31 protein-coding genes and 1 pseudogene are annotated in these 26,990 nt (G+C 67.8%); 14 read left to right on the top strand and 18 right to left on the bottom strand.

Annotation, left to right across the window (positions count from 1 at the left end; all coding sequences use genetic code 11):
• Positions 1–654, top strand: a complete 654-nt coding sequence (locus tag CWS39_RS17560; RefSeq protein ID WP_102144202.1) for a thioredoxin domain-containing protein — start codon at positions 1–3, stop codon at positions 652–654.
• Here the strand turns inward: CWS39_RS17560 and CWS39_RS17555 are convergent.
• The 6 genes from CWS39_RS17555 to CWS39_RS17530 are packed head-to-tail and all read right to left on the bottom strand — an operon-like array spanning position 615 to position 6,400.
• On the bottom strand, positions 615–1,139 hold the full coding sequence (locus CWS39_RS17555) for a DUF3592 domain-containing protein (protein WP_102144201.1): 525 nt from the start codon (positions 1,137–1,139) through the stop codon (positions 615–617). The two genes, CWS39_RS17560 and CWS39_RS17555, sit on opposite strands and share 40 nt — an antisense overlap.
• The gene (gene menD, locus CWS39_RS17550) at positions 1,136–2,758 is read right to left on the bottom strand and encodes a 2-succinyl-5-enolpyruvyl-6-hydroxy-3-cyclohexene-1-carboxylic-acid synthase (RefSeq protein WP_102144228.1); all 1,623 of its coding nucleotides are present in this window, start codon (positions 2,756–2,758) and stop codon (positions 1,136–1,138) included. The genes CWS39_RS17555 and menD overlap by 4 nt, the downstream gene beginning before the upstream one ends.
• A 53-nt stretch (positions 2,759–2,811) precedes the next feature.
• Positions 2,812–3,600 (bottom strand): alpha/beta fold hydrolase, encoded by a 789-nt coding sequence (locus tag CWS39_RS17545; RefSeq protein ID WP_142386865.1) that lies wholly within the window; start codon positions 3,598–3,600, stop codon positions 2,812–2,814.
• 53 nt (positions 3,601–3,653) lie between these two features.
• Positions 3,654–4,400 carry a DJ-1/PfpI family protein gene (locus tag CWS39_RS17540; protein ID WP_102144199.1) on the bottom strand — a complete coding sequence of 249 codons (747 nt, stop codon included), beginning with the start codon at positions 4,398–4,400 and terminating at the stop codon, positions 3,654–3,656.
• Positions 4,401–4,412: 12 nt separating this feature from the next.
• Positions 4,413–5,381: a GlxA family transcriptional regulator gene (locus tag CWS39_RS17535; protein WP_199178168.1), complete on the bottom strand. Its 969-nt coding sequence runs from the start codon at positions 5,379–5,381 to the stop codon at positions 4,413–4,415.
• A gap of 53 nt (positions 5,382–5,434) precedes the next feature.
• Positions 5,435–6,400 (bottom strand): o-succinylbenzoate synthase, encoded by a 966-nt coding sequence (locus CWS39_RS17530; RefSeq protein WP_102144226.1) that lies wholly within the window; start codon positions 6,398–6,400, stop codon positions 5,435–5,437.
• 64 nt (positions 6,401–6,464) lie between these two features.
• Here CWS39_RS17530 and CWS39_RS17525 point away from each other — a divergent pair, with 64 nt between their 5' ends.
• Both CWS39_RS17525 and CWS39_RS17520 read left to right on the top strand, forming a co-directional pair.
• Positions 6,465–7,676 carry a WXG100 family type VII secretion target gene (locus CWS39_RS17525; RefSeq protein ID WP_102144198.1) on the top strand — a complete coding sequence of 404 codons (1,212 nt, stop codon included), beginning with the start codon at positions 6,465–6,467 and terminating at the stop codon, positions 7,674–7,676.
• On the top strand, positions 7,673–8,113 hold the full coding sequence (locus CWS39_RS17520; RefSeq protein WP_102144197.1) for a hypothetical protein: 441 nt from the start codon (positions 7,673–7,675) through the stop codon (positions 8,111–8,113). The genes CWS39_RS17525 and CWS39_RS17520 overlap by 4 nt, the downstream gene beginning before the upstream one ends.
• Here the strand turns inward: CWS39_RS17520 and CWS39_RS17515 are convergent.
• Together CWS39_RS17515 and CWS39_RS29645 are read right to left on the bottom strand one after the other, a co-directional pair.
• Positions 8,110–9,678: a long-chain-fatty-acid--CoA ligase gene (locus tag CWS39_RS17515; RefSeq protein WP_102144225.1), complete on the bottom strand. Its 1,569-nt coding sequence runs from the start codon at positions 9,676–9,678 to the stop codon at positions 8,110–8,112. The two genes, CWS39_RS17520 and CWS39_RS17515, sit on opposite strands and share 4 nt — an antisense overlap.
• A 728-nt stretch (positions 9,679–10,406) precedes the next feature.
• On the bottom strand, positions 10,407–10,868 hold the full coding sequence (locus CWS39_RS29645; protein ID WP_233213551.1) for a PA2928 family protein: 462 nt from the start codon (positions 10,866–10,868) through the stop codon (positions 10,407–10,409).
• A gap of 160 nt (positions 10,869–11,028) precedes the next feature.
• Here CWS39_RS29645 and CWS39_RS17505 point away from each other — a divergent pair, with 160 nt between their 5' ends.
• Together CWS39_RS17505 and fadD8 are read left to right on the top strand one after the other, a co-directional pair.
• Entirely contained in the window at positions 11,029–11,487 is a 459-nt protein-coding gene (locus CWS39_RS17505; RefSeq protein ID WP_102144196.1) for a YciI family protein, read from the top strand.
• A gap of 131 nt (positions 11,488–11,618) precedes the next feature.
• Complete coding sequence (fadD8, locus tag CWS39_RS17500; RefSeq protein WP_102144195.1) at positions 11,619–13,253, top strand: fatty-acid--CoA ligase FadD8; 1,635 nt, start codon at positions 11,619–11,621, stop codon at positions 13,251–13,253.
• Positions 13,254–13,367: 114 nt separating this feature from the next.
• Here the strand turns inward: fadD8 and CWS39_RS17495 are convergent, their stop codons facing one another.
• On the bottom strand, positions 13,368–13,970 hold the full coding sequence (locus CWS39_RS17495; RefSeq protein ID WP_102144194.1) for a nucleoside/nucleotide kinase family protein: 603 nt from the start codon (positions 13,968–13,970) through the stop codon (positions 13,368–13,370).
• Positions 13,954–14,163, bottom strand: a complete 210-nt coding sequence (locus CWS39_RS17490) for a hypothetical protein (protein ID WP_233213550.1) — start codon at positions 14,161–14,163, stop codon at positions 13,954–13,956. Before CWS39_RS17490 ends, CWS39_RS17495 begins: the two co-directional genes overlap by 17 nt.
• A 108-nt stretch (positions 14,164–14,271) precedes the next feature.
• Here CWS39_RS17490 and CWS39_RS17485 point away from each other — a divergent pair, with 108 nt between their 5' ends.
• Complete coding sequence (locus tag CWS39_RS17485) at positions 14,272–15,477, top strand: RNA polymerase sigma factor (protein WP_102144223.1); 1,206 nt, start codon at positions 14,272–14,274, stop codon at positions 15,475–15,477.
• Here CWS39_RS17485 and CWS39_RS17480 read toward each other — a convergent pair.
• Positions 15,474–16,007 carry a class I SAM-dependent methyltransferase gene (locus CWS39_RS17480; RefSeq protein ID WP_233213549.1) on the bottom strand — a complete coding sequence of 178 codons (534 nt, stop codon included), beginning with the start codon at positions 16,005–16,007 and terminating at the stop codon, positions 15,474–15,476. The two genes, CWS39_RS17485 and CWS39_RS17480, sit on opposite strands and share 4 nt — an antisense overlap.
• Positions 16,008–16,029: 22 nt before the next feature.
• On the opposite strand from CWS39_RS17480, the gene CWS39_RS17475 reads away from it, so the two are divergent.
• Positions 16,030–16,716, top strand: coding sequence for an HAD family hydrolase (locus CWS39_RS17475; RefSeq protein ID WP_102144192.1), 687 nt, complete (start codon positions 16,030–16,032; stop codon positions 16,714–16,716).
• On the top strand, positions 16,716–17,165 hold the full coding sequence (locus CWS39_RS17470; RefSeq protein WP_199178167.1) for a nitroreductase family deazaflavin-dependent oxidoreductase: 450 nt from the start codon (positions 16,716–16,718) through the stop codon (positions 17,163–17,165). Before CWS39_RS17475 ends, CWS39_RS17470 begins: the two co-directional genes overlap by 1 nt.
• Here the strand turns inward: CWS39_RS17470 and CWS39_RS17465 are convergent.
• On the bottom strand, positions 17,162–17,437 hold the full coding sequence (locus CWS39_RS17465) for a hypothetical protein (protein ID WP_102144222.1): 276 nt from the start codon (positions 17,435–17,437) through the stop codon (positions 17,162–17,164). The two genes, CWS39_RS17470 and CWS39_RS17465, sit on opposite strands and share 4 nt — an antisense overlap.
• A 55-nt stretch (positions 17,438–17,492) precedes the next feature.
• On the opposite strand from CWS39_RS17465, the gene CWS39_RS17460 reads away from it, so the two are divergent.
• On the top strand, positions 17,493–18,416 hold the full coding sequence (locus tag CWS39_RS17460) for a 1,4-dihydroxy-2-naphthoyl-CoA synthase (RefSeq protein ID WP_102144190.1): 924 nt from the start codon (positions 17,493–17,495) through the stop codon (positions 18,414–18,416).
• A 57-nt stretch (positions 18,417–18,473) separates the two neighbouring features.
• On the opposite strand, the gene CWS39_RS17455 is transcribed toward CWS39_RS17460, so the two are convergent.
• On the bottom strand, positions 18,474–18,968 hold the full coding sequence (locus CWS39_RS17455; protein ID WP_102144221.1) for a pyridoxamine 5'-phosphate oxidase family protein: 495 nt from the start codon (positions 18,966–18,968) through the stop codon (positions 18,474–18,476).
• A gap of 80 nt (positions 18,969–19,048) precedes the next feature.
• On the opposite strand from CWS39_RS17455, the gene CWS39_RS17450 reads away from it, so the two are divergent.
• The 4 genes and pseudogenes from CWS39_RS17450 to menE all read left to right on the top strand — a co-directional run bounded on the left by CWS39_RS17450 (position 19,049) and on the right by menE (position 21,663).
• Positions 19,049–19,933 (top strand): SDR family oxidoreductase, encoded by an 885-nt coding sequence (locus tag CWS39_RS17450; protein WP_102144189.1) that lies wholly within the window; start codon positions 19,049–19,051, stop codon positions 19,931–19,933.
• Between the two features lie 53 nt (positions 19,934–19,986).
• Entirely contained in the window at positions 19,987–20,373 is a 387-nt protein-coding gene (locus tag CWS39_RS17445) for a VOC family protein (RefSeq protein ID WP_102144188.1), read from the top strand.
• 58 nt (positions 20,374–20,431) lie between these two features.
• Positions 20,432–20,524, top strand: a pseudogene (locus CWS39_RS30325) (DUF3349 domain-containing protein); the annotation flags it as partial.
• 20 nt (positions 20,525–20,544) lie between these two features.
• Positions 20,545–21,663: an o-succinylbenzoate--CoA ligase gene (gene menE, locus CWS39_RS17440; protein ID WP_102144187.1), complete on the top strand. Its 1,119-nt coding sequence runs from the start codon at positions 20,545–20,547 to the stop codon at positions 21,661–21,663.
• Here menE and CWS39_RS17435 read toward each other — a convergent pair.
• Positions 21,660–21,848 carry a hypothetical protein gene (locus CWS39_RS17435; RefSeq protein WP_102144220.1) on the bottom strand — a complete coding sequence of 63 codons (189 nt, stop codon included), beginning with the start codon at positions 21,846–21,848 and terminating at the stop codon, positions 21,660–21,662. The genes menE and CWS39_RS17435 overlap by 4 nt on opposite strands.
• Before the next feature lie 77 nt (positions 21,849–21,925).
• On the opposite strand from CWS39_RS17435, the gene CWS39_RS17430 reads away from it, so the two are divergent.
• Positions 21,926–22,540, top strand: coding sequence for a pyridoxamine 5'-phosphate oxidase family protein (locus tag CWS39_RS17430; RefSeq protein WP_102144186.1), 615 nt, complete (start codon positions 21,926–21,928; stop codon positions 22,538–22,540).
• 2 nt (positions 22,541–22,542) lie between these two features.
• Here the strand turns inward: CWS39_RS17430 and CWS39_RS17425 are convergent, their stop codons facing one another.
• Genes CWS39_RS17425 through CWS39_RS17410 form a run of 4 tightly spaced genes read right to left on the bottom strand, consistent with a single transcriptional unit; the run spans position 22,543 to position 26,879 of the window.
• Positions 22,543–23,544 (bottom strand): zinc-binding dehydrogenase, encoded by a 1,002-nt coding sequence (locus CWS39_RS17425; protein ID WP_102144185.1) that lies wholly within the window; start codon positions 23,542–23,544, stop codon positions 22,543–22,545.
• Positions 23,520–25,112 (bottom strand): phosphonate ABC transporter, permease protein PhnE, encoded by a 1,593-nt coding sequence (phnE, locus tag CWS39_RS17420; RefSeq protein ID WP_102144184.1) that lies wholly within the window; start codon positions 25,110–25,112, stop codon positions 23,520–23,522. Before phnE ends, CWS39_RS17425 begins: the two co-directional genes overlap by 25 nt.
• Entirely contained in the window at positions 25,112–25,912 is an 801-nt protein-coding gene (phnC, locus tag CWS39_RS17415) for a phosphonate ABC transporter ATP-binding protein (RefSeq protein WP_102144183.1), read from the bottom strand. Before phnC ends, phnE begins: the two co-directional genes overlap by 1 nt.
• 1 nt (position 25,913) lies before the next feature.
• The gene (locus CWS39_RS17410) at positions 25,914–26,879 is read right to left on the bottom strand and encodes a phosphate/phosphite/phosphonate ABC transporter substrate-binding protein (protein WP_102144219.1); all 966 of its coding nucleotides are present in this window, start codon (positions 26,877–26,879) and stop codon (positions 25,914–25,916) included.
• Positions 26,880–26,990: the final 111 nt, after the last annotated feature.

The following is a 26,990-nucleotide window of genomic DNA, read 5'->3' as shown; positions in this document are numbered from 1 at the left end:
ATGCGACTGCTCTGGCTGCTCATGGTCGCGCTTGTGGTCGCCGGCGGGTGCACCCGCCAGGTCAGCGGCGTCGCCCAGCCCGATCCGCGCTATCCTCCGGTGCAGGTCAGCGAGGACGGATACGGCGTCGTGGCCGGGTTCGCCGACGCGCCGGTGCACGTCGAGATCTTCACCGAGCCGCAATGCACCCACTGCGCGGACCTGCAGGCCGACTTCGGCGACGAGATCGCCGGCTACCTGAATACCGGGCAGCTCAAGGTCACCTATCGGCCGTTGACATTCCTGGACGCCGAGGGCGGAGACCATTCGGCGCGGGTGAGCAACGCGATGTTCGCCGCCGCTGATTCGACGACGTCGGCGACGGCGTTTCAGGAGCTCGTGCAGCAATTGTGGGCTCATCAGGAGGCGTCGGCGATGGGCGACGACGAACTCGCTTCGATGGCCCGCGACGCGGGTGTGCCAGCCGACGTGGCCGATCGCATCGCCGCCGGCGACAAGGTGATCGACACCTTCGACATGACCGACGTCAACCTCGGCTATCTGTTCGAGGTGAACCCGTTAAACCCAGGCACGCCAACGGTTTACGCCCCCATTCGCGACGAGGTGCTGGACATCTACGACGACAACTGGCTGGCCAAGCTGATGTCGTCCTGAGCTTTTCGGCGCCGCTGAACCAGGCTCACACCCACCAACGCCGCGCCGGCCACCAGCCAGCCCACCACCGCGATCGACCCGGCCGGGATGATCGCCAGCGCGGCGTTGCGGTCCTGCACCCGCACCAGGTCAGGGTTGTTGCGGTCGTATTCGACGTAAATCCGCATGCCCGTGTCCAATTCGGACGGGTACAGCACACCGAGTTCCGGTCGATAGGTGACGCGATCGGGGGTGACGAACTCGATCGTCGAGCGCCGCGGGCCCGCGCTGAGCACCTCCGCGGCGGCCACGCCCATGTGACGCTCGATCTGCCGGTCGTTGCGCCACGCCCCCAACACCAGCAGCACCGACTGCAACGTCACCAAACACGCCGCGATGAGAATGCCGATGCGGATGCGGCGGAAAATCCGTTCGGAGGCCGTCTCGTTCGGGTCGGCCTCCAGCCGTGGCACCAGAAACCGCAGCCACCGTTTCACGGCGCTCACAGGGCCGCCTTGATGGACGCGTGCAGCGCCCGCAGCGACGACCGGTCGGCCTTCACCTCCAGCACCCGCATCCCGTCGAACGGTTCATTGAGCGCATCGACCAGCTGATTGACCTCGATCTGCGCACTGTCGACGTGGTAGGCGCGGCACAGCGCGCCGACGTCGACGTCGTGCGGCGTGCCGAAGATCCGCGACGAGACGTCGGAGAACCGCGGGTCGCCCTGTTCGAGCAGCTCGAAGATGCCGCCGCCGTTGTCGTTGGACACCACGATGGTGAGCTGGCGCGGCGTCGGCTCGGTCGGCCCGATCAGCAGGCCGGAGCTGTCGTGCACGAACGTCAGGTCGCCGATCAACGCCACCGTGCGGCCGTCATGCGCCAGCGCCGCGCCGATCGCCGTCGACACCGTCCCGTCGATGCCCGCGACCCCGCGGTTGGACCGCACCTTGATGCCGTGCGCGTCCAGGCCGACCAAGGCGGCATCGCGGACCGGGTTCGACGCGCCCAGCACCAGCTGATCGCCGGGCCGCAGCGACTCGGCCACCGCGGCGGCCACATGCAGCCCGGTGGTCAGCTGGTGGGCCTTGAGCTGGCTGTGCACCGCGGCCATCGCGTGCTGGTGGACGTCGGCGCAGCGGCGCAGCCACGCCGGGTTGGGCGCGCCGGTGGTGACGGCGCGGGTGCCCGTAGCCTGCGAGTTTCCCGAGACATCCGGCCAGCGCGGGCCGGTGGTCAACGCGTACACCGGCACCGAGGGATCGGCCAGCAGCGACGACACCGGCCGGTGCAGCGTGGGGCGGCCCAGCATGATGACCTGCTTCGGGTGCACCAGCCGCAACGCGAACGGGTGCAACGGGTTGTCGGCGGGCGGCGCCGTGGGCTCGGCGACCGTGGGCAGCGCCGCCAGGTTGGGGTGCACGCCGGCGCCGTGGCCCGCGATGACGACGGTGTCCGGGGTGAGGTCGATGTCCAGCGGCTGGTCGAAGCTGACCGGCGGCGTGTAGGTCCACGGCTTGCCGTCGGGCCTGCCAGGCGGGAAGGCCCCGTCGTCGTCGAGATTGGGCACCAGCGGTTCGCGCAGCGGGATGTCGAACTGCACCGGCCCGGCGTTGGCGGTGCGAGATCCGGTGGCGGCCACCAAGACTCGGCACGTCGCCGACCGCCACGTGGCGTTGAGGGCGTCGAGGCGTTCCGGCGCATCTTCGGCAAGGCCGAGGCTGATGTTGGCGCGGACCTGCGTGCCGAAATAGCCGAGCTGCTCGAAGGTCTGATTGGCGCCGGTGCCCAGCAATTCGTAGGGCCGGTTGGCGCTCAGCACGATCAGCGGCACCCGCGCATAGTTGGCCTCCACCACCGCGGGCCCGAGATTGGCCACCGCGGTGCCCGACGTCATCGCGACGCACACCGGGGCCTGTTCGGCGACGGCCAGGCCGATCGCGAGGTAGCCGGCGGTGCGTTCGTCGATGCGCACGTGCAGCCGGATGCGGCCCTGCCGGTCGGCGTCTTGCAGGGCGAAGGCCAGCGGGGCGTTGCGCGAACCCGGGCACAGCACGACGTCGCGGACGCCGCCGCGGATCAGTTCGTCGACGACGATGCGGGCCTGTGCCGTCGAGGGGTTCACCACTACAGCCTATCGACGCGCGATTTGGGCGTGATTTCCTGCGCAGAGCGCAGCTAATCACGCCCAAATCGCTGGAAGAAGTCGAGGATCGCGGCGTTGACGGCCTGCGGCTGCTCAATGAAGCCCAGGTGGCCCGCGTCGGGAATCTCGATATAGCTGCCGCGCGGAATCGCGTCGGCGACCTCACGGCCCAGATGCGCGGGCAGCACCACGTCGTCGGCGAAGCCGATCACCAGCACCGGCTGCGCGATCGCCCGGTAGGCCGGCAGCCGATTGCCCGTCGGCCCGATGTCGGCCTGCGCGCGCAGGCCGGGCGTCGGCTTCGTCGGCCACATGGTGAACATGTCGATCCAATCGCGGACCTTGGCGTCGTCGTTGAGCGTCTTCGGCGAAAAGCTCTCCAGCAGACGCATTTTCGCGTCATACGCTGCCGGGAGCGTGATGCCCGAGTCGGCCAGTTCGCGTTCGGCCTCACGGAAGAACTCACGGGCACGGTCGTGGCGGCCGCGGGTGGCCATCAGCACCGCCGAATGGACCAGCTCCGGGCGCGCGAGCATCAACTCCTGGGCGATGAACGAGCCCATCGACGCGCCCACGATCCGCACCGGCGCGGCGTCGAGCTTCTCGATCAGCGCCGCGGTGTCGGCGACCACCTGCTCGGTGGTGAAGCCCTCGGCGTTCTCGGTGGCGCCGATGCCGCGGTTGTCGAAGGTGATCGTGCGATAGCCGGCCCGCACGAACTCGGGCACCTGGTGCAGATGCCAGGTGCGCCCGGCGCCCCCGCGACCGGCGATGAACAGCACTGGATCGCCGAACCCGCGATCGTCGTAAGCCAGATTCACCCGCCCGACGGTACTTCGTGCGATTTGTGGAGTTCTAGCCGCGGTCAGCGCGGTCAGCGCGGCTGCGGCTCCACAAATCGCCGATTGCGGCGTCCCTTTGACCGCGCGCGCCGGATCGCCGCGTCCCATAGCAGTCCTGTGGCGGCCTTCAGCTGCCTGGGCTTTACGAGATCCTTCGACATCAGCGCGGTAGCCGTCGCCTTGGTGCTCGCAGACGCCTTCGACATATGGCCCGAGTCGAAAGGCGGCTGCGGGTCGTACTCCATCGACAACTGGATGGCCTTGGCGCGGCCCTCGCCGGCTATCTGTCCGGCCAGCCATAACCCCAGATCAATGCCCGCCGAAACGCCTGCGCACGTCACGACGTCACCCTCGTGGACGATGCGCTCGTCGCCAACGGGCTTGACACCCAGCGCCTTCAACGCCGACAACGCCGCCCAATGCGATGTGGCGCGCTTGCCCTCGAGCAGTCCGGCCGCGGCGAGGATCACCGAGCCCGAGCACACCGACGCCGTCCACGTCGCTGTCTCGTGGGCCCGGCGCAGCCAGTCGAGCACCTTCTCGTCGCGGGCGTGCTCCATCGTCGTCATGCCGCCGGGCACCAGAATCACGCCGGGAGATGGTGTTTCGTCGAACGAATGCGTCGCTCCGACGACGAGTACGCCGGAGTCCGCGGTGATCGGGCCGGGTTCGTGCCAGACGAAACTCACCTCGGCGTCGGGGAGCCATCGCAGCACCTCATACGGGCCGATGAAGTCCAGGGCGGTGAACCCGGGGTACACCACTATTGCGATCTGCATGCGTATTCTCCTCTAGGCGAAGGTTTTCCGGTATTGGTCGGGCGAGATGCCCAGCCGTCGAACGAAATTGCGCCGCATGGTTTCTGCGGTGCCGAAGCCGCACCGGGCGGCGATGACGGTGACGGTGTCGTCGGTCTCCTCCAGTTGACGACGGGCGGCTTCGGTGCGGATGCGTTCGACGTAGGTGCCCGGCGCCTCGCCGACCTCCTCGGTGAACACGCGGGTGAAATGCCGCGGGCTCATCGCGGCGCGGCGGGCTAATTCGGAAATGCTGTGTGCGCCACCGGGTTCGGCCTCGATGGCCTCCTGCACTTCACGGATCGGTGCCCGCGTGGCGCGCGGCATCCACACCGGGGCGGCGAATTGTGTTTGGCCGCCGGGCCGGCGCAGGTACAGCACCAGCCAGCGGGCCACGGTCTGCGCGACGTCGGTGCCGTAGTCATCTTCGACCAGCGACAAGGCCAGGTCGATGCCGGCGGTGACGCCCGCGGCCGTCCACGTCTTCGGCGAGCTGCGCACGAAGATCGGCTCGGGATCGACTGTGACGTCAGGGAATTCATCTGCCATGCGGTTGGCGGACGCCCAGTGCGTGGTGGCCGTGCACCCATCGAGCAGGCCGGCCTCGGCAGCCAGAAACGCGCCGGTGCACACGCTGACGACGCGCCGGGCGTGCTCGGAAGCGGCCTTGATCCACGCGATGACGTCGCCGTTCTGCCGCACCTCATCCACCCCCCAGCCGCCGGGGATGACGACGGTGTCGACGGACTCGTGCGGGTCGGGCAGACGCTGTGCCATCAGCGCCAGGCCCGTGCCGGTGGTGACGGGCTCGCCGTCAATCGACGCGAGGGTGACCGCGTAGCCGTCGTCAAAGCGATCCCGACTGGCCAGAAACAGCGTCGCGGACGTGAACACGTCGAACGGCCCCACGACGTCCAGCGCCTGCACGCCGGGAAAGCCGACGACGACCACGGATCGCTTCACAAACTCAGTGTTCGCGATGCAGGCCGTGGCGTCTATGCCATGTATCCCACAAATTAGGACAGCAGCGGGTAGCAGGCCTTGACCCGCTCGATCCACCACTGCCGACGCTCCGGCGGCGCGGCCAGGGCAGCCAGCCGCGCGGGGTCCGGGACGACGGACGCGACGGGCAAATACCCATCGACGGGCGTAATCGCGTCCACGACATCCTCGAGGAACAGGCTCCCGGTCGCGAGCCCGCAGGCGAAAGGCAGCGATGGCAGCGCTCCTGCCGCCAGCAGCCCGCGACCGATCCCCACGGCCGAATCCAGCGCACTGGACACCACGATCGGGATGTCGATCTGCGCGGCGATGTCCAGCAGCGCCCGCACCCCGCCCAGCGGCGCGACCTTGAGCACCGCGATGTCGGCGGCGCCTGCGCACACCACGTGCAACGGGTCCTCGGCCTTGCGGATCGACTCGTCGGCGGCGATCGGCACGTCGACCCGTCGCCGCAGCTCCGCCAGCTCCGCCACCGACGCGCAGGGCTGCTCGAGGTATTCCAATGGCCCGTCGGCCGTCAACGCCTGCGCCGCCGCCACCGCGTCGGAGACGCTCCAGCCGCCGTTGGCGTCGACGCGCACCGTCGGCACCACCGCCCGGACGGCGTTGACGCGGGACACGTCGTCGGCCAGCGTCTGACCCGGCTCGGCGACCTTCACCTTCGCGGTGCGCGCCCCGGGAAACCGCGCCAACACCGACGGCACTGCCGCGGCGTCGACGGCGGGCACGGTGGCGTTGATCGGGATGCGCTCGCGGCGGACCGCAGGCGCCGGCTCGTACGCCGCTTCCAGCGCCGAGGCCAGCCACGTCGCGGCCTCCGCGGACCCGTACTCGACAAACGCGCCGAACTCGCCCCAGCCGGCGGGCCCGTCGATCAGCGCGACCTCGCGAATGGTGATGCCGCGGAAGCGGACTCGCATCGGCAACGCGACGACATGCAGTCGGTCCAGGATGTCGTCCAGCGCGGGCACGTCCTCCATCGTGCCCGACGGCGCCCGAAAATTGGTGTCGGGCACCTCCTTCTGACGCCGGGACAATAGGGCGGTGACGGTTTTGGTTTCCGACGTCGAAGCGTCCCGCCCCGAAGGGCTGTCCATTGCGGCCGACCGCATCGCCGACGACAGCGGGCGGCTCAGCGGCATCATCGCGCAGCAGCGTCAACAGCTGGCCGAACTGCGCCAGTCGTGGCAGGGCACGGCCGCCGACGCCGCGACCGCCCGCGGCGAACATGACCTCGCCCGCCAGGAACAGTTCCGCGATCGCCTGCAGGCGTTGTCGGATGCGCTGCCCGACGGCGGCGCACAGCTCGCCTCGGTCCGCGGCGCGGTGATGCAGGTCGTCGATGATCTGCGCCGCAGCGGCTGGCAGGTCAGCGACGACGGGGTGGCCACCGCCCCGCCGTTCTTTCCCCTGCCGATCCGGGCGATGGCGCCGGCGTTCACGTCGATCATCCAGAAGCTGCTGGCGCAGTTCAGCGCGGTCGATCTGGCCACCGCGAATGCGATCAGCGCCGCGGGCGGATTCAAGCAGTCCCCGACCAAGCCGGACATTCCGGACCCGCCGGCCGACCCGCCCGTCGACGAAGGCCAGGCCGAACACGGCTCGCAACCGTGGTACAGCCGCGCGGACGACTACGCCTTCAAGGAGGTCGCCGAGGCCGCGGCCACGGCCGCCGATCTGCGCGGATGGGATAACGCCGCCCGGCACCTGCAGCACTACCTCGACAACAGCGGCGCCGACCTGAACGTCGACGTCGACGACGTGCTGCACGACCTTCCCGGCGCACAACGACAAACCGACGCACTGGTCAACGCCGAGGTCGCCCGCATCGTCGAGGAGGCGGCCGCGACCGGCAATTACGGGCAGCCCATCCCGTTCCAGACCGGATGGCACGACTACACCGTCGACCAGGCCACGCACCCGGACTGGTTCTACGCCATGGGCTCGTTCGAGCAATCGGTGTCGGGCGTGGTCACCGTGCATCCGCCGACGACCCCGGGCGGCAAACCGACCGTGACCGTCGAATACAAGACGCACATCTTCGATCGGTATAACTGGGACAACGGCAAATCCGTGGAGATCGGGGGCGTGACGATTACCGACCAGCAGATGGGCGAACTGCACACCGCCGGCCTGGCCCAGGAGTACAACGTGCGCGGGAGCTCGACCACCTACACCTACACGGGGGTGGCGCCGACGGCCACCGCGCCGGTCGCGCTGCCGCCGGCCGTTCCGGGTGAACGAGTGCCGCGATGAAACGGCTGCTGGTTGTCGGCGCCGCGTTGCTGATGCTCGGCTGCAGCCCCGACACCGCAGACCAAGCCGAAATCGTGGAGCAGGCAAAGGAATTCGGCGACATCACCCTGCCCGCCGACGCCGAGGTGTTGCAGGCGCGCCATGACCGCGGGCCCGACGTGATGTATCACATGGCAATCAAGACCACACCGGACGGGGCGGATCAGATCGTCGAGGCGTCCAGTCTTGAGCCGCAACCAGATTCCGACGCTTTGCCCGGAATGATCTACACCGTCGGCCCGTTGGCCGGACCGGCGCTGCAGCCGTCGCCGCAGGTCCGCAGCTGGCGGCAGCGTCATACCAACTCCGCCGGCGAGGCGATCTCCCGCGCAGTCACCGTCGACAGCCGGGAGTCACCGACGGTCTACGTGCACCTGACGCTGTCGACCGTCTCCTAGACGGTGGCCCGGTCGCGGCCTTCCCAGAACGGTTTGCGCAGATCCTTTTTCAGGATCTTGCCGGTGGGATTGCGGGGCAGCGCCTCGGTGATGTCCACGGACTTCGGGCACTTATATCCGGCCAGCCGCTCGCGGCACCACGCGATCAACTCCTCGGGAGTGGCCTCGCCCTCCAGTGCGACAACGGCTTTGACCACCTCGCCCCATTTGTCGTCGGGCACCCCGATGACCGCCACCTCCGCGACGGCCGGGTGCTCGGCCAGCACCCGCTCGACCTCGATCGAGTAGATGTTCTCCCCGCCGGAGATGATCATGTCCTTGAGCCGGTCCTCGACGAAGATGTAGCCGTCGGAGTCGACGTGGCCGATGTCGCCGGTGCGGAACCAGCCGTCCTCGGTGATCGCCTCGGCCGTCGCCTCGGGTTTGTTGTGGTAGCCGCGCATCAATTGCGGTGTGCGGAACCACAATTCGCCCTGCTCCCCGACCGGCATCTCTTCCAAGGTGTCCGGGTCGACGACGCGCACCTCGGCGTTGGGGATGACCCTGCCGGCGCTCGTCAGCCGCTCCGGATGATCGGTTTGGCGGTGGTCTTCGGGCATCAGATGGCTGATCACCCCGCACACCTCGGTGAGCCCGTAGACCTGGATGAAATTGGTGTTGGGCCACGCCTTCAGCGCCTCGCGCAGCAGCGGCAGCGGCATCGGGGAGGCGCCGTAGCTGTAGGTCTTCAGCGCGCTGAACAGCTTGATCGCGTCCTCGCCGGATTCCAGCACCTTGGCCAGCACCGCCGGAACCAGGAAGGTTCTGTTGGCGCCCTTGAGGATTGCGCCCGCGAGCGCGGCGCCGTCCACGTCGCGCGTCATCACGCTGGGCACCCCGTCGTGGATGCCGAACTGGACGTAGGACGAGCCGCCGACGTGGAACAGCGGCATCGACACCATGTTCTTGTCGCCCTCGTCGAATTCGATGCCCTCGTGGGCGTTGAGGGTGTGCGCAATCATGTTGGCCTGCGTGAGTTCCACGCCTTTGGGGCGGCCGGTGGTTCCCGACGAGTACATGATGATGGCGACGTCGTCGGGTTGGACGTCGGCGGCCCGGCCCCTCGGCGTCGCCTTGGCCAACAGCGCCTCGTATTCGTCGTCGTCACCGCCCTCCGGGGTGACCTCGATGATGTACTCGACGTTGGTGAGCTTGTCACGGATCTTGTCGATCGTGGGTTTGAGTTCGGCGCCGACGATCAACACCTTGGCGCCGCAGTCGTTGATGACGTAGTCGAGTTCGTCGCCGGCCAGCCGGAAGTTGATGATGGCGTTGGCCGCGCCGAGCGAGGCGGCCGCGAACGTCAGCTCGACACACGCCGGGTGGTTCTTGTCGAGGAACGAAACGACGTCGCCGCGCTTGATGCCGAAGCCCGTCAGCGCCCCGGCCAGCCGGCGCACCCGGTCGTTCCACTGCGCCCACGTCCAGGTCCGGTCGAGGTAGGTCATCGCCTCGGCGTCGGGTTTGGTTTCGGCCCAGTACGCCAGCCGGTCGTCGAGGAAGCGTGGTTCAGGCGGCTCAGACATCCCCCGAGCGTGCCACGGATCACGTCCCGCCGAGACGGGTTCGGACCTAAGACGCGTGGACGGTGACGGGGGGCGTCCCCAGAAATCGGTGTCGCCGACGTGCGTCGTCGTCACCCGGCCGTCGCGGCGCAGCACGATCAACCGGTCGTGATCCAAGCCGGAGCCTTCCGCGGCGGCAACAACCAGAATGTCGCCGCCCGGCGTTGCCGTCGCGCGCACGATCTCATCGATGCCGCCGACCACAGCAAGCGTGTCACCGGAGGTGACGTCATACAGCCGCAGTTCGTCGGTGCCGAGATGGTTCGGGTCCTCGCCGCTCACCAGCACCACGCCATTGTCGACGCCAAGCGGTACGGCCGACGAGTGGTGGTTGGTGAACATGTCGGTGCCTTCCTCGAGCTGGTCACGGGTGGCCAACGCCGCTGGGGTGCGGACGATTTCGTAGACCAGCTCGGGGTAGGTCAGGTCGACGTGGGCGAGCACGTCGGAACCCCGCAGCAGATTTCCCGTGTTCCGCGACAGCGTGAGCGCGCCGCCGCCGGGCAACGTCATGCTGTTCGGCATCACCGCCGGGTCGACATCTGTGGTCGTGAACGCGGTGTCGCGGGTCGGGGACGAATCGGGGATCAGCGTGCTGCGCCATTCATCGGCGATCGCGTCGGGGACCGGACCGACGTCCGTCGTGCCCAGGGGGATCTGCACGACGTCGCCGGCTGTGGTGAGGGCGATCACGGCGTTGAGCCGCGTTCGACGTTGTAGGCGTGGTACGCCTCGACGTACTCGTCGCCGAGTATGTCGCGCGGCCGGGCGACGATGCCGCCGTCCTCGGTGGCCACGATCGTCAGCCCGAGATCGGTCGCGACGTATGCCAGCCCGTCGGCCACCGCGAGCACGCCGCGCGTCCACGACGTCCTGCCGTGCAGTTTGGTGTCCCAGAGCAGCTCGCCGGTGTCGAGCGACACCGCTGCGACGCGTTCCTGCCAGACGTCGTGGATGCCGAACGGCAAGGGCATTCCCCGGCCGGTGCGCTCGTAGGCGACGATCACGGCGTCGTGGCCGCGCACCGTCGCGTATCCGACGACGGGGCCGACGGACGTCATCGGGCGGCCCAGCAGTTGCGGCACGAGGAACATCGCGGCCACGGCGCCGAGCACCGCCGCGGCCGTCGCCGCAGCCCGTAGAGTTTTCATGATCAATTGTCGGCGGCGGCCTCTAAACCACCTCTGGCCAGCGGATGAGGATTTGTTTCAAGAATTTTCGGGGGCCGTGTCGATTTCGGGGGGCTGCCGTTCGACGTAGTTGCGAGGGCACGATAGAGAGCCCCTTCCACAACCAGAAGGAGACACGACAATGGCGCGTTACATGCTGATCATGCGGTCCACCCCCGAGGCCGAGGCGGCCATGGCGGATGCCGACATCGATTTCAACGAGATCATCGAGTCGATGGGCCGCTACAACGAGGAGCTCATCAAGGCCGGTGTGATGCTGGCCGGCGAGGGCCTGACCGGACCCGAGGAAGGCTTCGTCGTCGACTTCAACTCCGACCCGCCGGTGGTCACCGACGGCCCGTACACCGAGGCCAAAGAGCTGTTCAATGGGTTCTGGATCCTCGATGTGTCGTCGAAGGAGGAGGCCAAGCAGTGGGCGCAGAAGTGCCCGCTGGGCCCCGGCGTCAAGCTCGAGGTGCGTCGGGTGTCCGACACCGAGGAGTTCGACACGAGCAACCCGTGGATCCAGAAGGAGATCCAGTGGCGAGCCGACCTGGCCGAGAAGATCGCCGAGCAGGCCCGCAAGGCCGCGGGGCGGTAGGTCTCTGGGCTGAGACGCCGCGAAATTGCGTTCCGGCAGGAAAACGTCGAGAGACGACCTGCCGGAATGCAATTTCGGCGTTTCCGGGGGCGCGGCGCCTCGTTCTGTAACACGTTCTAGTCTTAGGGGCTATGACTCAGGCTGATGCTTCCTCGCGCGAGCGCTCGTCAGGCGAGCTGCTGCGCCATCCCATCCACTCGGGGCACCTGACCGTCGGCGCTCTCAAGCGCAACAAAGACAAGCCGGTGCTGTTTCTCGGCGACACCACGTTGACCGGCGGCCAGCTGGCCGACCGCATCAGCCAGTACATTCAGGCGTTCGAGGCGCTGGGGGCGGGCACCGGCGCTGCCGTCGGGCTGCTGTCGCTGAACCGGCCCGAGGTGCTGATGATCATCGGCGCCGGGCAGACGCAGGGCTACCGCCGCACCGCACTACACCCTCTCGGCTCACTGGACGACCACGCGTACGTGCTGGCCGACGCGGGCGTGACCGCGCTGATCATCGACCCGGTGCCGAACTTCGTGGAGCGCGCGCTGGGGCTGCTGGAGAAGGTGCCCTCGCTGAAGCAGATCCTGACGATCGGCCCGGTGCCCGCGGCGCTGGAGGGTGTCGCGGTGGACCTGAACGCCGAGGCCGCCAAGTATCCGCCGCGGCCGCTGGTGGCCGCGGACCTGCCGCCCGATCACATCGGCGGGCTGACCTACACCGGCGGCACGACGGGCAAACCGAAGGGCGTCATCGGCACCGTGCAGTCGATCACCACGATGACGACGATCCAGCTGGCCGAATGGGAATGGCCGCAGCGGCCGCGGTTCTTGATGTGCACGCCGCTGTCGCATGCCGGCGCGGCGTTCTTCGTGCCGACGATCGTCAAGGGCGGCGAGATGATCGTGCTGCCCAAATTCGATCCCGCCGAGGTGCTGCGGGTGATCGAGGAGCGGCGCATCACCGCGACAATGCTTGTGCCGTCGATGATCTACGCGCTGATGGACCATCCGGATTCGAAGACCCGCGACCTGTCGTCGCTGGAGACGGTGTACTACGGCGCCTCGGCGATGAACCCGGTGCGGCTGCGCGAGGCGATTGACCGGTTCGGGCCGATCTTCGCCCAGTACTACGGGCAGTCCGAGGCGCCGATGGTGATCACGTACCTGGCGAAGGGCGATCACGACGAGAAGCGGCTGACGTCGTGCGGACGGCCGACGCTGTTCTGTCGCACCGCGTTGTTGGATTCCGACGGCAACCCGGTGCCGCAGGGCGAGGTCGGCGAAATCTGTGTCAGCGGACCGCTTTTGGCGGGCGGATACTGGAACCTACCGGAGGCGACGGCGGAAACGTTCCGCGACGGGTGGCTGCGCACCGGCGATCTGGCCCGCGAGGACGAGGACGGCTTCTGGTACATCGTCGACCGCACCAAGGACATGATCGTCACCGGCGGGTTCAACGTGTTCCCGCGGGAAGTGGAAGACGTTGTGGCCGAACATCCTTCGGTCGCACAGGTGTGCGTGATCGGCACACCCGACGAGAAGTGGGGCGAGGCGGTGACGGCGGTGGTGGTGCTGCGGCCAGACGTTCCTTCCGATGAGGAGTCCATCGCCAAGGTGACGGCCGAAATCCAGGCCGCGGTCAAGGAGCGCAAGGGTTCGGTGCAGGCGCCGAAGGACGTGTTCGTCGTCGACTCGGTGCCCGTGACGGCGCTGGGCAAGCCGGACAAGAAGGCCGTGCGCGCGCAGTTCTGGGAGGGCGCTTCGCGCGCAGTCGGCTGAGGGGGGCATCGCGGAGTGTGCACTGGCTGCGCCGAGTGTGCGCTAGCTGCGGGACTTTTCGCGGATCTGCACAGTGGCTTCACACTCAACGCGGTAGCCGCACACTCATATGGTCTAGAGCGGGATCACCAGATCGGCTTTGTCGCGGGCCTTTTCGATGCGCTCGGCATTGACGTCGTCGACCTCGCGCACCCACGCCTCGGCCTGCTGCGGTGACTTACCGAACTCGATGTGACGCGCGATGAGGCGGCGACGACGTTCGTCGCGCGGGACGTCGATGAACCAGGTCTCCGTCAGTAGACCTCGCACTAGAGGCCACGGTGCCTGGCCGTCGAGCAGATAGTTGCCCTCGGTGACGACTAGGCGGGTCGACGGCGCGACGGGGATGCTCCCCGCGATCGGCTGCTCGATGTCGCGGTCGAACGCCGGCGCATACACAGTGTGCGACGGCAGGCCCTGAATCCGTTGCAGCACAGCGACATAACCGTATCCGTCGAATGTGTCGATCGCCCCTTTGCGATCAAGTATGCCCAGCCGCGCCAGCTCGGCATCGGCGAGGTGAAAGCCGTCCATCGGCAGATGAACGGCGTCATCGAATGCAGACGCCACCGAGACGGCCAACCGCGTCTTGCCCGCCCCCGGTGGCGCGGTGATGCCGAGAATCACCCGGCGCTTGCGGCTCAGCAATGCTGAGACGCGTTCAGTCCAAGAGGGCATCGATCTCGGCGGCCAGGCGAGCGACGCGGTCGGCTTCGCTCGGGATGGCCCGATATTCGTCGCGGGCGCGATGCCACCCCAACCGCCACAGCCGCGCGGCGGTGCGGTCGCCGGTGCCGGCGTACGGATTCTTGCGCGTGTGCGGATAGGCGCGACGGCCCGCGTAGTACGCGACGACGAGCCGGTGTGCCACACCAATACTGTCCAACCGCGATGCGTCGCCCAATCGCATTGCCGTCGGCGTGTCGGTGAGAATGGGCGCGTGGCCGACCTGCAACAGACCGTCGATGCGGTCTGGCGGATGGAGGCCGCCAAGATCGTCGCGACACTGACGCGCGTGGTCGGCGACGTCGGCCTGGCCGAAGACCTCGCCCAAGAGGCGCTCGTGGACGCGCTGACGCAGTGGCCGACGACGGGCGTGCCGCGCAATGCCGGGGCCTGGTTGACGACGGTCGCCAAACGCAAGGCCATCGACCAGTGGCGCCGTCAGGACAACCTCGACGCGAAGTACGCCGCGCTGGCCCGCGACCTCGAGACCCAGGTGGACGAGGCGTGGGACCCCGACCGCATCGACGACGACGTGCTGCGGCTGATCTTCATCTCCGCGCACCCCGTGCTGCCGCGGGATGGCCGGATTGCGCTGACGCTGCGCGTGGTCGGCGGCCTGACCACCGAGGAGATCGCGCGCGCATTCCTGACGTCCAAGGCCACGATCGCGGCGCGGATCACCCGGGCCAAGAAGGCCCTGGCCGCGGCCAACGTGCCGTTCGAGGTGCCCTCGCGCGACGAATACCCACAGCGGCTCTCCGCCGTGCTGGCGGTGATCTACCTGATCTACAACGAGGGCTACTCCGCCTCGTTCGGGCAGCGCTGGATCCGCGACGAGCTGTGTACGGAGGCGCTGCGGCTGGGCCGAGTGCTGGCGGCGCTGGTGCCCGACGAACCCGAAGTGCACGGGCTGGTGGCGTTGATGGAATTCCAGTCGTCGCGCTTCGCCGCGCGCACCGACGCCGACGGTCGACCGATCCTGCTCGAAGACCAGAACCGCGCCAAATGGGACCGTGCGCAAATTCAGCGTGGCGTCGCCGCCTTGGAGCGCGCTGCAAAAGCCGTGCAACGCAAGGGATCCGGTTGGGGACCGTACGCACTGCAGGCCGCGTTGGCCGAATGCCATGCCACCGCACCGACGGCCGCGGACACCGACTGGGATCGCATTGTGACGCTGTACGACGGGCTGTTGCAGGTGGCTCCGTCGCCCGTCGTCGAGCTGAATCGCGCAGTGGCCGTCGCGATGTCGCGCGGACCGGCCGAGGCGCTGCAGATCGTCGACGGGCTCAACGGTCTCGACGAGTCCTACCTGCTGCCCAGCGTCCGCGGCGAACTGCTTGCCCGGTTGGGGCGTCTCGACGAGGCCGCAGCCGAATTCGACCGCGCCGCGTCGATGACAGACAACGAGCGCGAACGAGACGTGCTCGCGGACAAGGCCTTTCGTGCTCGCAAAGCCTAGGTGCCGAACACCTCGATGGTCAGGTCCGGATCGCGGTAGCTCGCCCGCACGTGCAGGTTCGGCGTCGCGCCGATGACGTCGGTGGCATGATCGCCGGTCATCGGCAGCCCCGGGATCGGATGGCGCCAGTGCGCGGCCACCACCGTGGCATTGGCCGCCAACCGTGGGCATTCGCGATCCAATACCGTCCGCAGCACGTCGGCCGGCAGATAGTACGCCACATCGGAGAGCACTACCAGATCGAAACCGCCTGGCGGCCAAGGCTGATCGAGCGATCCGTGCAACAGCACCACCTGCCCGCGCCGGCCCGCGTGCTGCAGCCGCCGATCGGTCGCGTTCAACGCCGCCACGTCGACGTCCGTCGCCGTCACCCGATCGCAGCGCTCGGTCAGCAGTTCGGTCAGCAGGCCGGCCGAACAGCCCGGCTCGAACGCATGCCGGTAGCGGCGATACGGCAGCATCGCCAATTCGATCGCATACTTGCGCCGCGTGAACCAGCTGTGTACGTCCGGAGCCCGCTGGGCCGTCATAGGCGATGGCACCATGGACTCCATGGAACCAGTGCGGGCGGTGCTTTTCGACTATTCCGGCACGCTGTTTCGCCTCGAGGAAGACGACAGCTGGTTTGACGGCATGTGGGTCGACGAACGCGAGGTCGACGGGCATGTGCAGGCTGAACTGATGCGCAGGCTCACCGCCCCCACCGGCCGGTCCGTGAACATGCCCCCGGACGCCTACCACGCCTGGGTGAACCGCGATCTCGCGCCACACCTGCACCGCGAGGCGTATCTACACGTGCTGCGGGAATCGGGGCTGGCCGACCATCACGCCGAATCGCTGTATCAGCGGGTGATCGAACCGTCGAGCTGGACGGCGTATCCCGACACCGCCGAGGTGCTCAAGAGCCTGTACGACCACGGCATCAAAACCGCTGTGGTATCGAATATTTCGTTCGACGTGCGTCCGGCGTTCGACGCGATCGGCGCGCGCTCGCACGTCGACGAGTTTGTGCTGTCCTTCGAAGTCGGTGCCATCAAACCGAATCCGGCGATATTCGAGGCCGCGCTGTCGCGGCTCGGCGTCGCCGCCGAGAACGCGGTGATGGTCGGCGACAGCGAAGAAGCCGACGGTGGCGCCCGCGCGCTGGGCTGCGGGTTCACCCTCGTCGACCCGCTGCCCACCGCACAGCGCCCCGACGGGCTGCGTAATGCGCTCAACGACTACGGATTAGAGGTGTGATGACCGAACGCATCCGGCCGCCATGGTGGCTGAAATACGTCAACAAAGCGATGATCGGCCTGCACCGGCTCGGAATCGGTTTCGGCGGCAAGGGCCCGGTGGTGCTGACGGTCGTGGGCCGCAAATCGGGTAAGCCGCGGTCGACGCCGGTCACGCCGATGACCGTCGACGGGAAGCGGTACGTCGTCGGCGGCCTGCCCGGCGGAGACTGGGCCGCGAATGCGCGCGCCGCGGGCGAGGCGACGATCCAGACCGGGCGGCGCAGCGAACGGGTGCGCATGGTGGAGATACCGGCCGAACAAGCCCGACCGCTGTTGCGCGCCTTCCCCATCGAGGTGCCGACGGGCGTCGGCTTCATGAAGAACGCCGGGCTGGTGAGCGGACCCAACCCCGACGAGTTCGAGGCGCTGGCCGGCCGCTGCCCGGTCTTCCGATTGGACCCCGCCTAGAGGTGCGGGGCCTCCTTGATCTTGCTTTCCTGCTTGCCGGCCGTCTGACAGAACGTCATCACCGAAACCCGCGTCCCGGTGATTTCCAGCTGCGCCGGATCGGTGCCCTTCTCATCCTTGAGCATCTTGGCGACGGCGTCGTTCTGCGTCTTCTCGTCGGAGGAGATGAAGTCCTCGCATGAGGTGTCACCGCCCTGCACCGACGGGGAACAGCCGACGAGTATCACGCCGGCCGCCAGACCCGATATCAACACACCTGTAGTCCGCTTCATCGTGGCCCTGTACCCGTAGACGGTGATCGTGAAACACCGCTCTACAGTCAAGCGGGTGAGTACCCCCAGCACTTCGAGCCCGTTCGATCCGGCGGCCTGGCAACCCGTCGACGGCTTCGAACTGACCGACATCACGTATCACCGCCACGTTGTCGACGGCGTCGCGCAGCCGACGGTCCGCGTGGCCTTCGACCGGCCGGAGGTGCGCAACGCGTTCCGGCCGCACACCGTCGACGAGCTGTACCGGGTGCTCGACCACGCCCGCATGTCCCCCGACGTCGGGGTCGTGCTGCTGACCGGCAACGGGCCGTCGCCCAAAGACGGCGGCTGGGCGTTCTGCTCCGGTGGCGACCAGCGCATCCGCGGGCGCACCGGCTACCAGTACGCGGCGGGTGAGACCGCCGAGACGGTCGATCCCGCCCGCGCCGGGCGGCTGCACATCCTCGAGGTGCAGCGGCTGATCCGCTTCATGCCCAAGGTGGTGATCTGCCTGGTCAACGGCTGGGCCGCCGGTGGCGGGCACAGCCTGCACGTGACATGCGACCTGACGCTGGCCAGCCGCGAGCATGCCCGATTCAAGCAGACCGACGCCGACGTCGGCAGTTTCGACGGCGGCTTCGGCAGCGCGTATCTCGCCCGCCAGGTGGGGCAGAAGTTCGCCCGCGAGATCTTCTTCCTGGGCCGCGCGTATACCGCCGAGGAGATGTTTGCGATGGGCGCGGTCAACGCGGTCGTCGACCACGCGTCGCTGGAGGCCGTCGCGCTGCAGTGGGCGGCCGAGATCAACGGCAAGTCTCCGCAGGCGATCCGGATGCTGAAGTTCGCGTTCAATCTGATTGACGACGGGCTGGTCGGTCAGCAGGTATTCGCGGGTGAGGCAACGCGATTGGCATATATGACCGACGAGGCGGTGGAAGGCCGGGACGCGTTTCTGGAGAAACGCGACCCGGCCTGGAGCCAGTTCCCGCGCTACTTCTAAACGGGCGCGCGATTTGGGCGTGAAAACCTGCGCTCGGCGCAGGTTTTCACGCCCAAATCACCAGCTGAACGTCGTCTGCCCGTGGGGTGACTTCGCGAACGCGATCACCTTGGCCGGTGCCACCTCGAATACCATCGCCCGCTCGCCATTCGGGTCGAACACCTCGTCATCGCAGTCGAAATTCCAGTCGCCGCCGTACTTTTCGCGGTACGCGTCCGCCAGCGCCGTCAGCCGCTGCCGGCCGGTGACCCGCGACGCCTCGCCCTCGACGACGACGTCGAGCCCCTCGTTCCAGGTGTTGGTACCCGTGGTGACGGCGACGGCCCTGCTGTGGTCGAGGTTGCGGGCCTTCTGCTCGCCAGGGCCGGTGCAGAAGACGAAGCTGTCGTCGACCCACACCCCGACCAGCGGGGTGACGTGCGGGCGTCCGTCGGCCCGCACCGTCGTCAGCCAATACAACTGTGCGAGGGCGAGGGCGTCGCCGACGGACTGCCAGTCCGTCGGCGCCTCGGCTTCACTGAACCGCTTGTCGAGTTTCCCGATGATCGTCATATCGGAGTTGACCATGGCGCGGCGTCCAACTCATCGCGGGGCAGCAAAATGCACTTTCGCGGCCTTCATAGACTCGCGGCATGAGTAAGAGCCCGCTTCGCCGGTTGACGGAGCACGTCGCGCTGACCGGCATGCGACCGCCGATCACCCCGCAGCTGTTGCAGTACCGGCCCGACAAGGACGTCGTCGACCTGAAGGGCAAGCGCATCCTGCTGACCGGCGCGTCGTCGGGCATCGGCGAGGCCGCTGCCTACAAGTTTGCCCACCGAGGTGCGCGCGTGGTGGTCGTCGCCCGTCGTCACGAGCTCCTGGACGCCGTCGTCGAGAAGATCACCGCGCAGGGCGGCCACGCGCAGGCCCACGCCTGCGACCTGTCCGACCTCGACGCCGTCGACGAACTCGTCGCCAAGGTCGAACAGGATCTCGGCGGCGTGGACATCCTCATCAACAACGCCGGCAAGTCCATTCGCCGGCCGCTGGCTGAGTCCCTCGACCGCTGGCATGACGTCGAGCGCACGATGACGCTCAACTACTACTCCCCGCTGCGGCTGATTCGCGGCCTGGGCCCGGGCATGCGTGAGCGCAAAGACGGCCACATCATCAACGTCTCGACCTGGGGTGTGCTCAGCGAGGCCTCGCCGCTGTTCTCGGTGTACAACGCATCGAAGGCGGCGCTGTCCGCGGTCAGCCGGGTCATCGAAACCGAGTGGGCCCGTGACGGTGTGCACTCGTCGACGCTGTACTACCCGCTGGTGGCCACCCCGATGATCGAGCCGACGAAGGCCTACGACGGCCTGCCCGCCCTGACCGCCAAGGAGGCCGCCGACTGGATGGTCATCGCGGCGCGGACCCGGCCGGTGCGCATCGCCCCGCGGATGGCGGTCACGGCCAAGGCGCTCGACACCGTCGCGCCGGGCTGGGTCAGCGCGATCATGCGCCGGCAGCGTATCCAGCCAAGCAGTTAGACGCGCCCGAGCAGGAGCCGGAAATTCGGGCCCGCAAGTGATAGACACGACACGTGGAGATCCTGGCCAGCCGGGTGTTGCTGAGGCCGGCTGATTACCCGCGATCGTTGAGCTTCTACCGCGACGCCATCGGGTTGGCCATCGCCCGGGAATACGGTGCGGGCACGGTGTTTTACGCGGGCCAGTCGCTGATCGAGGTGGCCGGCCACGGCCCGCCCAGCGCCGGGGGCACATTGTGGCTGCAGGTGCGCGACGTCTACGAAACCCAGGCCGAATTGCGGGGCCGCGGCGTCGAGATTGCCCGCGAGGCGCGCCAGGAGCCGTGGGGGCTGCACGAGATGCATGTCACCGACCCCGACGGCGTCACCTTGATCTTCGTACAAGTTCCCAGGAACCATCCACTGCGGCGGGATCCGAGGTTAACGGATGACGAACATTAGCTGGCGTGCTCGCGCTCACCAGGACATGCGGCGACGCTCCGGTCGACATTTGCTGACGCCGCTACCCGAGGACGTCGAACGGGTGCGCGCCCGCTTGGCCGCCAGAGGCTGGCCGCTCGACGAGCCGCATGACTGGAAGGAGTCCAAATAGCCGTCCTGCGCGCCCTTCCCGTGCCGTCCGGGGCGTCGGTGCCCTCGGTGCTGCCCGCGCTGGAGGACGCGCTGGCCGGTCGCGCGTCCTTGCTACCGGTGCCGTTTGATGACGAGCGCCAAAGTTCTTTGTTGACAACGTCATTGCGAGCCGAATCGGCGATTGACGACGACGTGGCCGTGGTGGTGTCGACATCTGGCACGACGGGTGTGCCCAAGGGGGCGATGCTGACCGCGTCGGCGTTGACGGCCAGCGCGGAGGCGACGCACGCGCGGCTCGGCGGGCCCGGACAGTGGATGCTCGCGTTGCCGGCCTATCACGTGGCCGGGCTACAGGTGTTGGTACGCAGTGTTATTGGCGGCACAGTGCCCGTCGCTATGCCAGCGGGTTTCGATGCCGCAGCGTTGGTGTCCGCGGTGTCGTCGATGGGGTCGGGGCGTCGCTACGCGTCGCTGGTGGCCGCGCAGTTGGCGAAAGTGTTGGTCGACGAGGCGGCGACGGCGGCGCTGGCCGGTTTGGATGCGGTGCTGATCGGTGGCGGGCCCATGCCCGCAGGGCTTGCCGAAAAAGCTGCTGCAGCGGGCATTTCGGTGGTCCGCACGTACGGCATGAGCGAGACGGCCGGAGGCTGCGTCTACGACGGGGTGCCGCTGGACGGGGTTCGGGTGCGCATCGACGACTCGCGGATCCTGCTGGGCGGCGTCACTCTGGCGAAGGGCTACCGCAACCCGGTGCAGCCCGATCCGTTCGCCGAGCCGGGCTGGTTCCGCACCGACGACCTTGGGGTGCTTGATGATTCGGGCGTCCTGAGGGTGCTGGGCCGTGTCGACGACGCGATCAGCACCGGCGGGTTGACGGTGCTGCCGCAACTGGTCGAGGGTGCCTTGGCGACGCACGCCGCGGTATCGGAATGCGCGGTGTTCGGCGTGCCCGACGAAAGACTCGGTCAGCGGGTGGTGGCCGCCGTGGTGCCGACGCGCGATTGCGAGGTGCCCTCGTTGGCCGAGCTGCGTGCGCATGTGGCGCAGTCGTTGGACGTCACCGCCGCGCCGCGCGAGGTTTTCGTCGTCGACGACCTGCCGCGCCGCGGCATCGGCAAAGTGGACCGCGCCGCGCTGATCCGGCGGTTCAGCCCCTAGGACTTGCCGGCGCGCCACCCGATGTACGCGACGGCGAGGCCGACAGCCGCGATGATCGGGCCGAGCACCGTCCACGTGGTGGTGTTGCTCATCGGGCTGCCCGAGACGGCGCCGATGCCCTGCAGGGTGAACAGAAGACCGGCCAGCGCCACGATCACGCCCACCACGACGATGGCGATACGCATGGCCTCGACAGTAGCGGTGTTCGTGATGATGCACACGTGGCCCCGAATTCTGCGCGGCGGGCAGGCATGATGAAGCCATGCGCCGTGAAGTCACGTCGGTCGATGAGCTCCGCGACATCGTCGGCCACCCGAATTCCTACGTCGCCAACAAGGTGAGCAAGCGGCTGTCCGCGATCCACCAGGACTGGCTGGCGAACTCGCCGCTGTGTTTCGTGGCCACCACCGACGCGGACGGCCACCTCGACGTGTCCCCGAAGGGCGACCCGCCGGGATTCGTGCGCGTCATCGACGACACCACGATCGCCATCCCGGAACGGCCGGGCAACAAGCGCGTCGACGGCTATCTGAACGTGCTGCAGCGACCGCGCGTCGGCACGCTGTTCGTCATTCCCGGCCGCGGCGACACCCTGCGCGTCAACGGTTCGGCCCGGATCCTGGCCGAAGCCGACTATTTCGACTCGATGGCGGTCAAGGGCAAGCGGCCGCTGCTCGCGCTGGAGATCGACGTCGAAGAGGTATTCTTCCACTGCGCCAAGGCTTTTCTGCGGTCGGACGCCTGGAAGCCCGAGACGTGGAATCCGACCGCGGTGCCCAGCGTGGCGCAGCTCGCGAAGTCGTTCAAACCCGATCTGAGCCAGGCCGAGCTAGACGCCTATTACACCGAAGACAGCATGCGCTCGATGCTCTACTAGCGCTACGGGGTCACGGACGCGCGAAGCCTGCCCGGTGCGGGCGGTGCGAGTACGTCGGCGATATCCTCGAGCGCGACGGGCTCGGACACCAGTGCCGACCACGGGTAGGCGGTCAGTGTCTCGCTGAGAAAGTCGACCGCGGCCTCCAGATGCCGTGGCTCGTAGTTGTGCACGCCGGTGATCGTGATCCACTTGCGCACAATGCTTTCCGGGTCCACAGGTACAGGCGGCGCGGGGAGCACCGATCCGGCCAGCACCAGCACGCCGCCGACGTCGAGCCGCTGCAGCGCCGCGCTGATCGCCGCGGACGCCCCGGAGAAGTCGATCGCCGTGTCCACAGTGCCACCGGTGTCGGGCACGCCGCCGAAGCGCTGGGCCAGTGCCAGCCGATGCGGGTCGAGGTCGCTGATCTGAACCTTTGCGCCGGCGCGCGCGCAGGCCGCCGCGGCCGTCACACCCAGCATTCCGGCACCCACGATCAACACCCGCCGGCGCGCGACCGGACCCGCCGCCTCGAGCGCCGCCATCACCGTCGCGGTCGCACACGCCGCGGGCGCGGCCACCGCGTCAGACATCTGGTTCGGCACCCCGACGATCGCCGTACCGCGCGGCAGCACGATGTGTTGCGCGTACGAGCCGGACAGCGCCCAGGACCCGTCGAACGGTTCATGACCGACCTTGCGCACCGACGTGCACTTGGCCGTCAAACCTGACCGACAGCGCAGACATCGCCCGCACGTCACCGTGACCGACCAGACGATGCGCTGACCGACTTCGCCTGCCCCGGCGACGATTTCGCCGACCGCCTCGTGCCCCAGGATCGACGGGCACGGGGACGGGCGCTTGCCCGCGACGGTGTGCAGATCACTACCGCACACCGTCGCCAACCGCACCCGTGCGAGGGTGTCCCCCTCCCCGAGTTCCGGGATGTCGACCTTGCGAACGTCGACGCCGTCACCGGTCCAGACCGCCGCGCGGGTCACACGAGGCGCGACCGAATCCACCCCGACAGCCTTTCGATGGCGTACACGATGACGAAGATGACGATCACGATCGCACCGGCGACGTCAAAGTTGAGCGTGCGGATCGACTCGAACAACAGATACCCGATGCCGCCGGCGCCGACGATGCCCAGGATCGTCGACGTGCGCACGTTGACGTCGAACAGGTACAGGCTCGAGCCCACCATCGCGGGCATCGCCTGCGGAATCACCGCGGAGAACAACGTTTTCCACCATCCGCCGCCCACGGCGTGCACCGCCTCCAGCGGCCCGGGATCGATCTCCTCGACGGCGTCGGCGACAAGCTTGGCCAGAAAACCCACCGAACCGATCGCCAGTGCGCAGGTGCCCGCGATCGGCCCCAGGCCCAGGGCGGCGACGAATACGACCGCGAGGATCAGTTCGGGCACCGCCCGCACCAGCAGAATCCATCCCCGTGCCAGCCAGTAGACCCACACATGCGGAGTGATGTTGCGGGCAGCCAGGATTCCGACGGGGATCGAGAGCACGACGCCGATAGCGGTCGATACCACGCCAATGGCCACGGTCTGCGCGGCGGCATCGAACAACGCACCGCCGAGCGCGCCGAAGTTCGGCGGGATCATCCGCGCGAACACCTCGACGGACGGGCCCACCCACGTCACCAGCGACCATGGGTTGATCCTCAGCGCGATGAACGCGGCGATGGTCAGGGCAATGATGCTGCCGGAGAACATGATTCGTGCTATCCGGTCGCGGCGGGGGTCGGATTGCGTCGGGCTGAGCAGCATTCGACGCACTCCGATCGCGACCAGTTCCATCGCGGCGATGATGACCAGGATCACCAGGACGATGCCGAGGGCACGGGGATAGATCAGCCCGCGCAGCGCGTCCTGCAGGGCGAAACCGATGCCGCCGGCCCCGACGAACCCGAGTACCACCGACATCCGCAGGTTGATGTCGATGCGGTAGACAAAGGTGCCGATCCACGAGGGAATCACCTGGGGCACGACGGCATTGAGCATCTCACGGAAGTAGCCGACGCCCGTGCTGCGCACGGCCTCTCGCGGGCCCGGATCGGTCTGCTCGATGGCGTCGGCGAACAGCTTGCCGAGCATGCCGATGGAGTGCAACGCCAACGCCAGGATGCCCGGCAGCACACCGATTCCCAGCGCCCGCACGAACAGCACCGCGAACAGCAGGTCGGGCATCGCCCGGCAGAACGTGATGACGGCGCGCGCAACGGCATACACGGCCGGATGCGGCGTGGTGTTGCGGGCGGCCATGAACGCCAACGGCACCGACGCGATCGCGGCCAGTACGGTGCCCAGCACGGCCATCAACAGCGTTTCGATCGCCAGCACCCCGATGCGGCCGGGATCGTCCAGGCGGGGCGGCACCATGCGTTCCAGCAGCGCGGCCACCTCGTCGAGCCCGTTGAGCAGGGTCGTCGGCGCGAAGTCGATCGCCCACGCCGACACCAGCGTGGCGATCACGGCGCCCACCATCACCAGATGCAGCAGGTCGGGCCGCGGGGGTTTGCGCTGGACCGGTGGGGTGCCCGAAGGACGTTCGGCCAGGCTGGTGTTCATTACAACGTCGTCCGGCTCGCCGATTCCGCGGCGGCGGGGTCGACGCGTTGATAGATGCCCATCACGTCGTCGCGCGTCAGCCCGACGGCTGGCCGATCCAGCACTTTCTGGCCGTTGCGCAGGCCGATCAGCCGGTGCGCCCAGCCCAGCGCCAGATCCACCTGGTGCAGCGTGCAGACCACGGTGAGCTTCTCTTCGATGCACACCCGAAACAGCAGATCCATGACCACGCCTGCGTTTTCGGGATCCAGCGAGGCGACAGGCTCGTCGGCGAGCAGCAGACCCGGCTGTTGCATGAGCGTGCGGGCGATGGCCACCCGCTGCTGTTGGCCGCCTGAGAGCGTGTCGGCGCGCCGCTCGGCGAAGTCGGCCAGACCGACCCGGTCGAGGTGTTTGATCGCTTCTGCGCGCATCCTTTTGGGGTACGTCAGCGCCCCGTAGCGCGGCAGCTTCAACCGGCCCAGTCCGCCGATCAGGACGTTCTCCAGACAGCTCAGCCGGCCGACCAGGTTGAAGTGCTGGAACACGAAACCCACGTTGCGGCGCAGCGCCCGAAGTTCGGTACTGGACGCCTGATCCACCCGGGTGCCGCCGACCTCTACCGTGCCCGAACTCACCGGGTGCAATCCGTTCAGGCAGCGCAGCAGCGTGGATTTGCCCGACCCCGAAAGTCCCAGCAGCACAACCATCTCGCTGCGGTAGACCTCGAGGGAGACGTCGTCGAGAGCGAGGGTGTTGCCGAATCGCTTGGTGACGTTGCTGGCCAGGACGACGAGGTCGTCTCCCGCGACGGCGCTCACATCAGGCCTTGCACTTCTCGGAGCCGGTGACGTCACACACGTGCCGCACGCCGTCGTAGTCGGAGTCCGAAACCTCGACCACACCCCAGGCGCGCTCATCGGTGATCAAGCAGCCGTCGCCCTCGCAGAAGCCGGCGCGCTCGAGTTCCTCGGCGTTGGCCTTGGTGGTAAGGATCGTCTTGAGCGTGTCGATGGCTTCGGGGCCCAGCGAATTGTTCGCGGCGAACACCGAACCCGCGATCGTCTCCGACTTCCACACGGTCTTGAGCTGGCCGGGTTTGAGGTCGCCCTTCTCGATCATGGTCTTGTCCACCATGGTGTCGAACGCGAAGCCGGCGTCACAGTCACCGTTGGCGATGGCCAGCGCGGAGGCGTCGTGGCCGCCCGCGTAGATGGGTGTCATCGCCGCGGAGATGTCGGCCTCGGAGCCCGACTTGATCACCCCGGCCTCGATGAGGCCCGCGGTGGGGTACAAAAAGCCCGACGTCGAGCCCGGGTCGACGAAACACACCTTCTTGCCGGCGAAGTCACGCAGGCTGTTGACCGCGGCGTTGTCCGAGCGGGCCAGCCCATAGGACTGGTAGCCGGGCCGCTCCCCCTTTTCGCCGATGACGGCGCCCAGCGGGGTCAGCTTGGCACCGTTGAGGCCGGCGACGACATAGGCGAACGGTCCGAAGAACGCCAGGTCGACGTTGTTGGCGATCATCCCCTCGACCACGCCGGCGTAGTCGGAGGCCTGGACGAACTCGACCGTCGCCCCAGTTTCCTTCTCCAGCAACTTGATCAGTGGGTCGTAGCTGGCCTTGAGATCCGTCGAGTTCTCGGCGGGGATGGCGGCAAGCGTGATGGTTTCGGGAAAGCCCTGATCATTCGTGGCCTGCGAATCGGAGTCGGAGCCGGAGCAGGCGGATAGCACCAGGGCCAATCCGGTGAGCGCGGCGGCCAGACTCAGGACACGGGTTTTGATGGGCGAGTTCGGGTTCGGCACACGCACACCTTGATGCCCGGTGCAGACCGCGAGGTACCGACGAGTGAAACCCAACGTGAACAACTTCTTGCCAGTTGGTCTAGACCAACT

Origin of the sequence: Mycobacterium hubeiense (assembly GCF_002838065.1) — a bacterium.
GTDB lineage: Bacteria > Actinomycetota > Actinomycetes > Mycobacteriales > Mycobacteriaceae > Mycobacterium > Mycobacterium hubeiense.
Note: the sequence above shows the minus strand (reverse complement) of the source record. Positions and strands in the feature narration are given on the sequence as shown.

Coding starts and splice junctions, on each gene's coding strand:
- phnE (WP_102144184.1), bottom strand. CDS start 25,112: ATGAACACCAGCCTGGCCGAACGTCCTTCGGGCACCCCACCGGTCCAG.
- CWS39_RS17520 (WP_102144197.1), top strand. CDS start 7,673: ATGAAACGGCTGCTGGTTGTCGGCGCCGCGTTGCTGATGCTCGGCTGC.
- CWS39_RS29645 (WP_233213551.1), bottom strand. CDS start 10,868: ATGAAAACTCTACGGGCTGCGGCGACGGCCGCGGCGGTGCTCGGCGCC.
- CWS39_RS17455 (WP_102144221.1), bottom strand. CDS start 18,968: ATGACGATCATCGGGAAACTCGACAAGCGGTTCAGTGAAGCCGAGGCG.
- CWS39_RS17430 (WP_102144186.1), top strand. CDS start 21,926: ATGCGCCGTGAAGTCACGTCGGTCGATGAGCTCCGCGACATCGTCGGC.
- CWS39_RS17470 (WP_199178167.1), top strand. CDS start 16,716: ATGACCGAACGCATCCGGCCGCCATGGTGGCTGAAATACGTCAACAAA.
- CWS39_RS17495 (WP_102144194.1), bottom strand. CDS start 13,970: ATGCCCTCTTGGACTGAACGCGTCTCAGCATTGCTGAGCCGCAAGCGC.
- CWS39_RS17485 (WP_102144223.1), top strand. CDS start 14,272: ATGGAGGCCGCCAAGATCGTCGCGACACTGACGCGCGTGGTCGGCGAC.
- CWS39_RS17435 (WP_102144220.1), bottom strand. CDS start 21,848: ATGCGTATCGCCATCGTCGTGGTGGGCGTGATCGTGGCGCTGGCCGGT.
- CWS39_RS17540 (WP_102144199.1), bottom strand. CDS start 4,400: ATGCAGATCGCAATAGTGGTGTACCCCGGGTTCACCGCCCTGGACTTC.
- CWS39_RS17515 (WP_102144225.1), bottom strand. CDS start 9,678: ATGTCTGAGCCGCCTGAACCACGCTTCCTCGACGACCGGCTGGCGTAC.
- CWS39_RS17465 (WP_102144222.1), bottom strand. CDS start 17,437: ATGAAGCGGACTACAGGTGTGTTGATATCGGGTCTGGCGGCCGGCGTG.
- CWS39_RS17450 (WP_102144189.1), top strand. CDS start 19,049: ATGAGTAAGAGCCCGCTTCGCCGGTTGACGGAGCACGTCGCGCTGACC.
- CWS39_RS17560 (WP_102144202.1), top strand. CDS start 1: ATGCGACTGCTCTGGCTGCTCATGGTCGCGCTTGTGGTCGCCGGCGGG.
- CWS39_RS17480 (WP_233213549.1), bottom strand. CDS start 16,007: ATGACGGCCCAGCGGGCTCCGGACGTACACAGCTGGTTCACGCGGCGC.
- fadD8 (WP_102144195.1), top strand. CDS start 11,619: ATGACTCAGGCTGATGCTTCCTCGCGCGAGCGCTCGTCAGGCGAGCTG.
- CWS39_RS17530 (WP_102144226.1), bottom strand. CDS start 6,400: ATGGAGGACGTGCCCGCGCTGGACGACATCCTGGACCGACTGCATGTC.
- CWS39_RS17505 (WP_102144196.1), top strand. CDS start 11,029: ATGGCGCGTTACATGCTGATCATGCGGTCCACCCCCGAGGCCGAGGCG.
- CWS39_RS17475 (WP_102144192.1), top strand. CDS start 16,030: ATGGAACCAGTGCGGGCGGTGCTTTTCGACTATTCCGGCACGCTGTTT.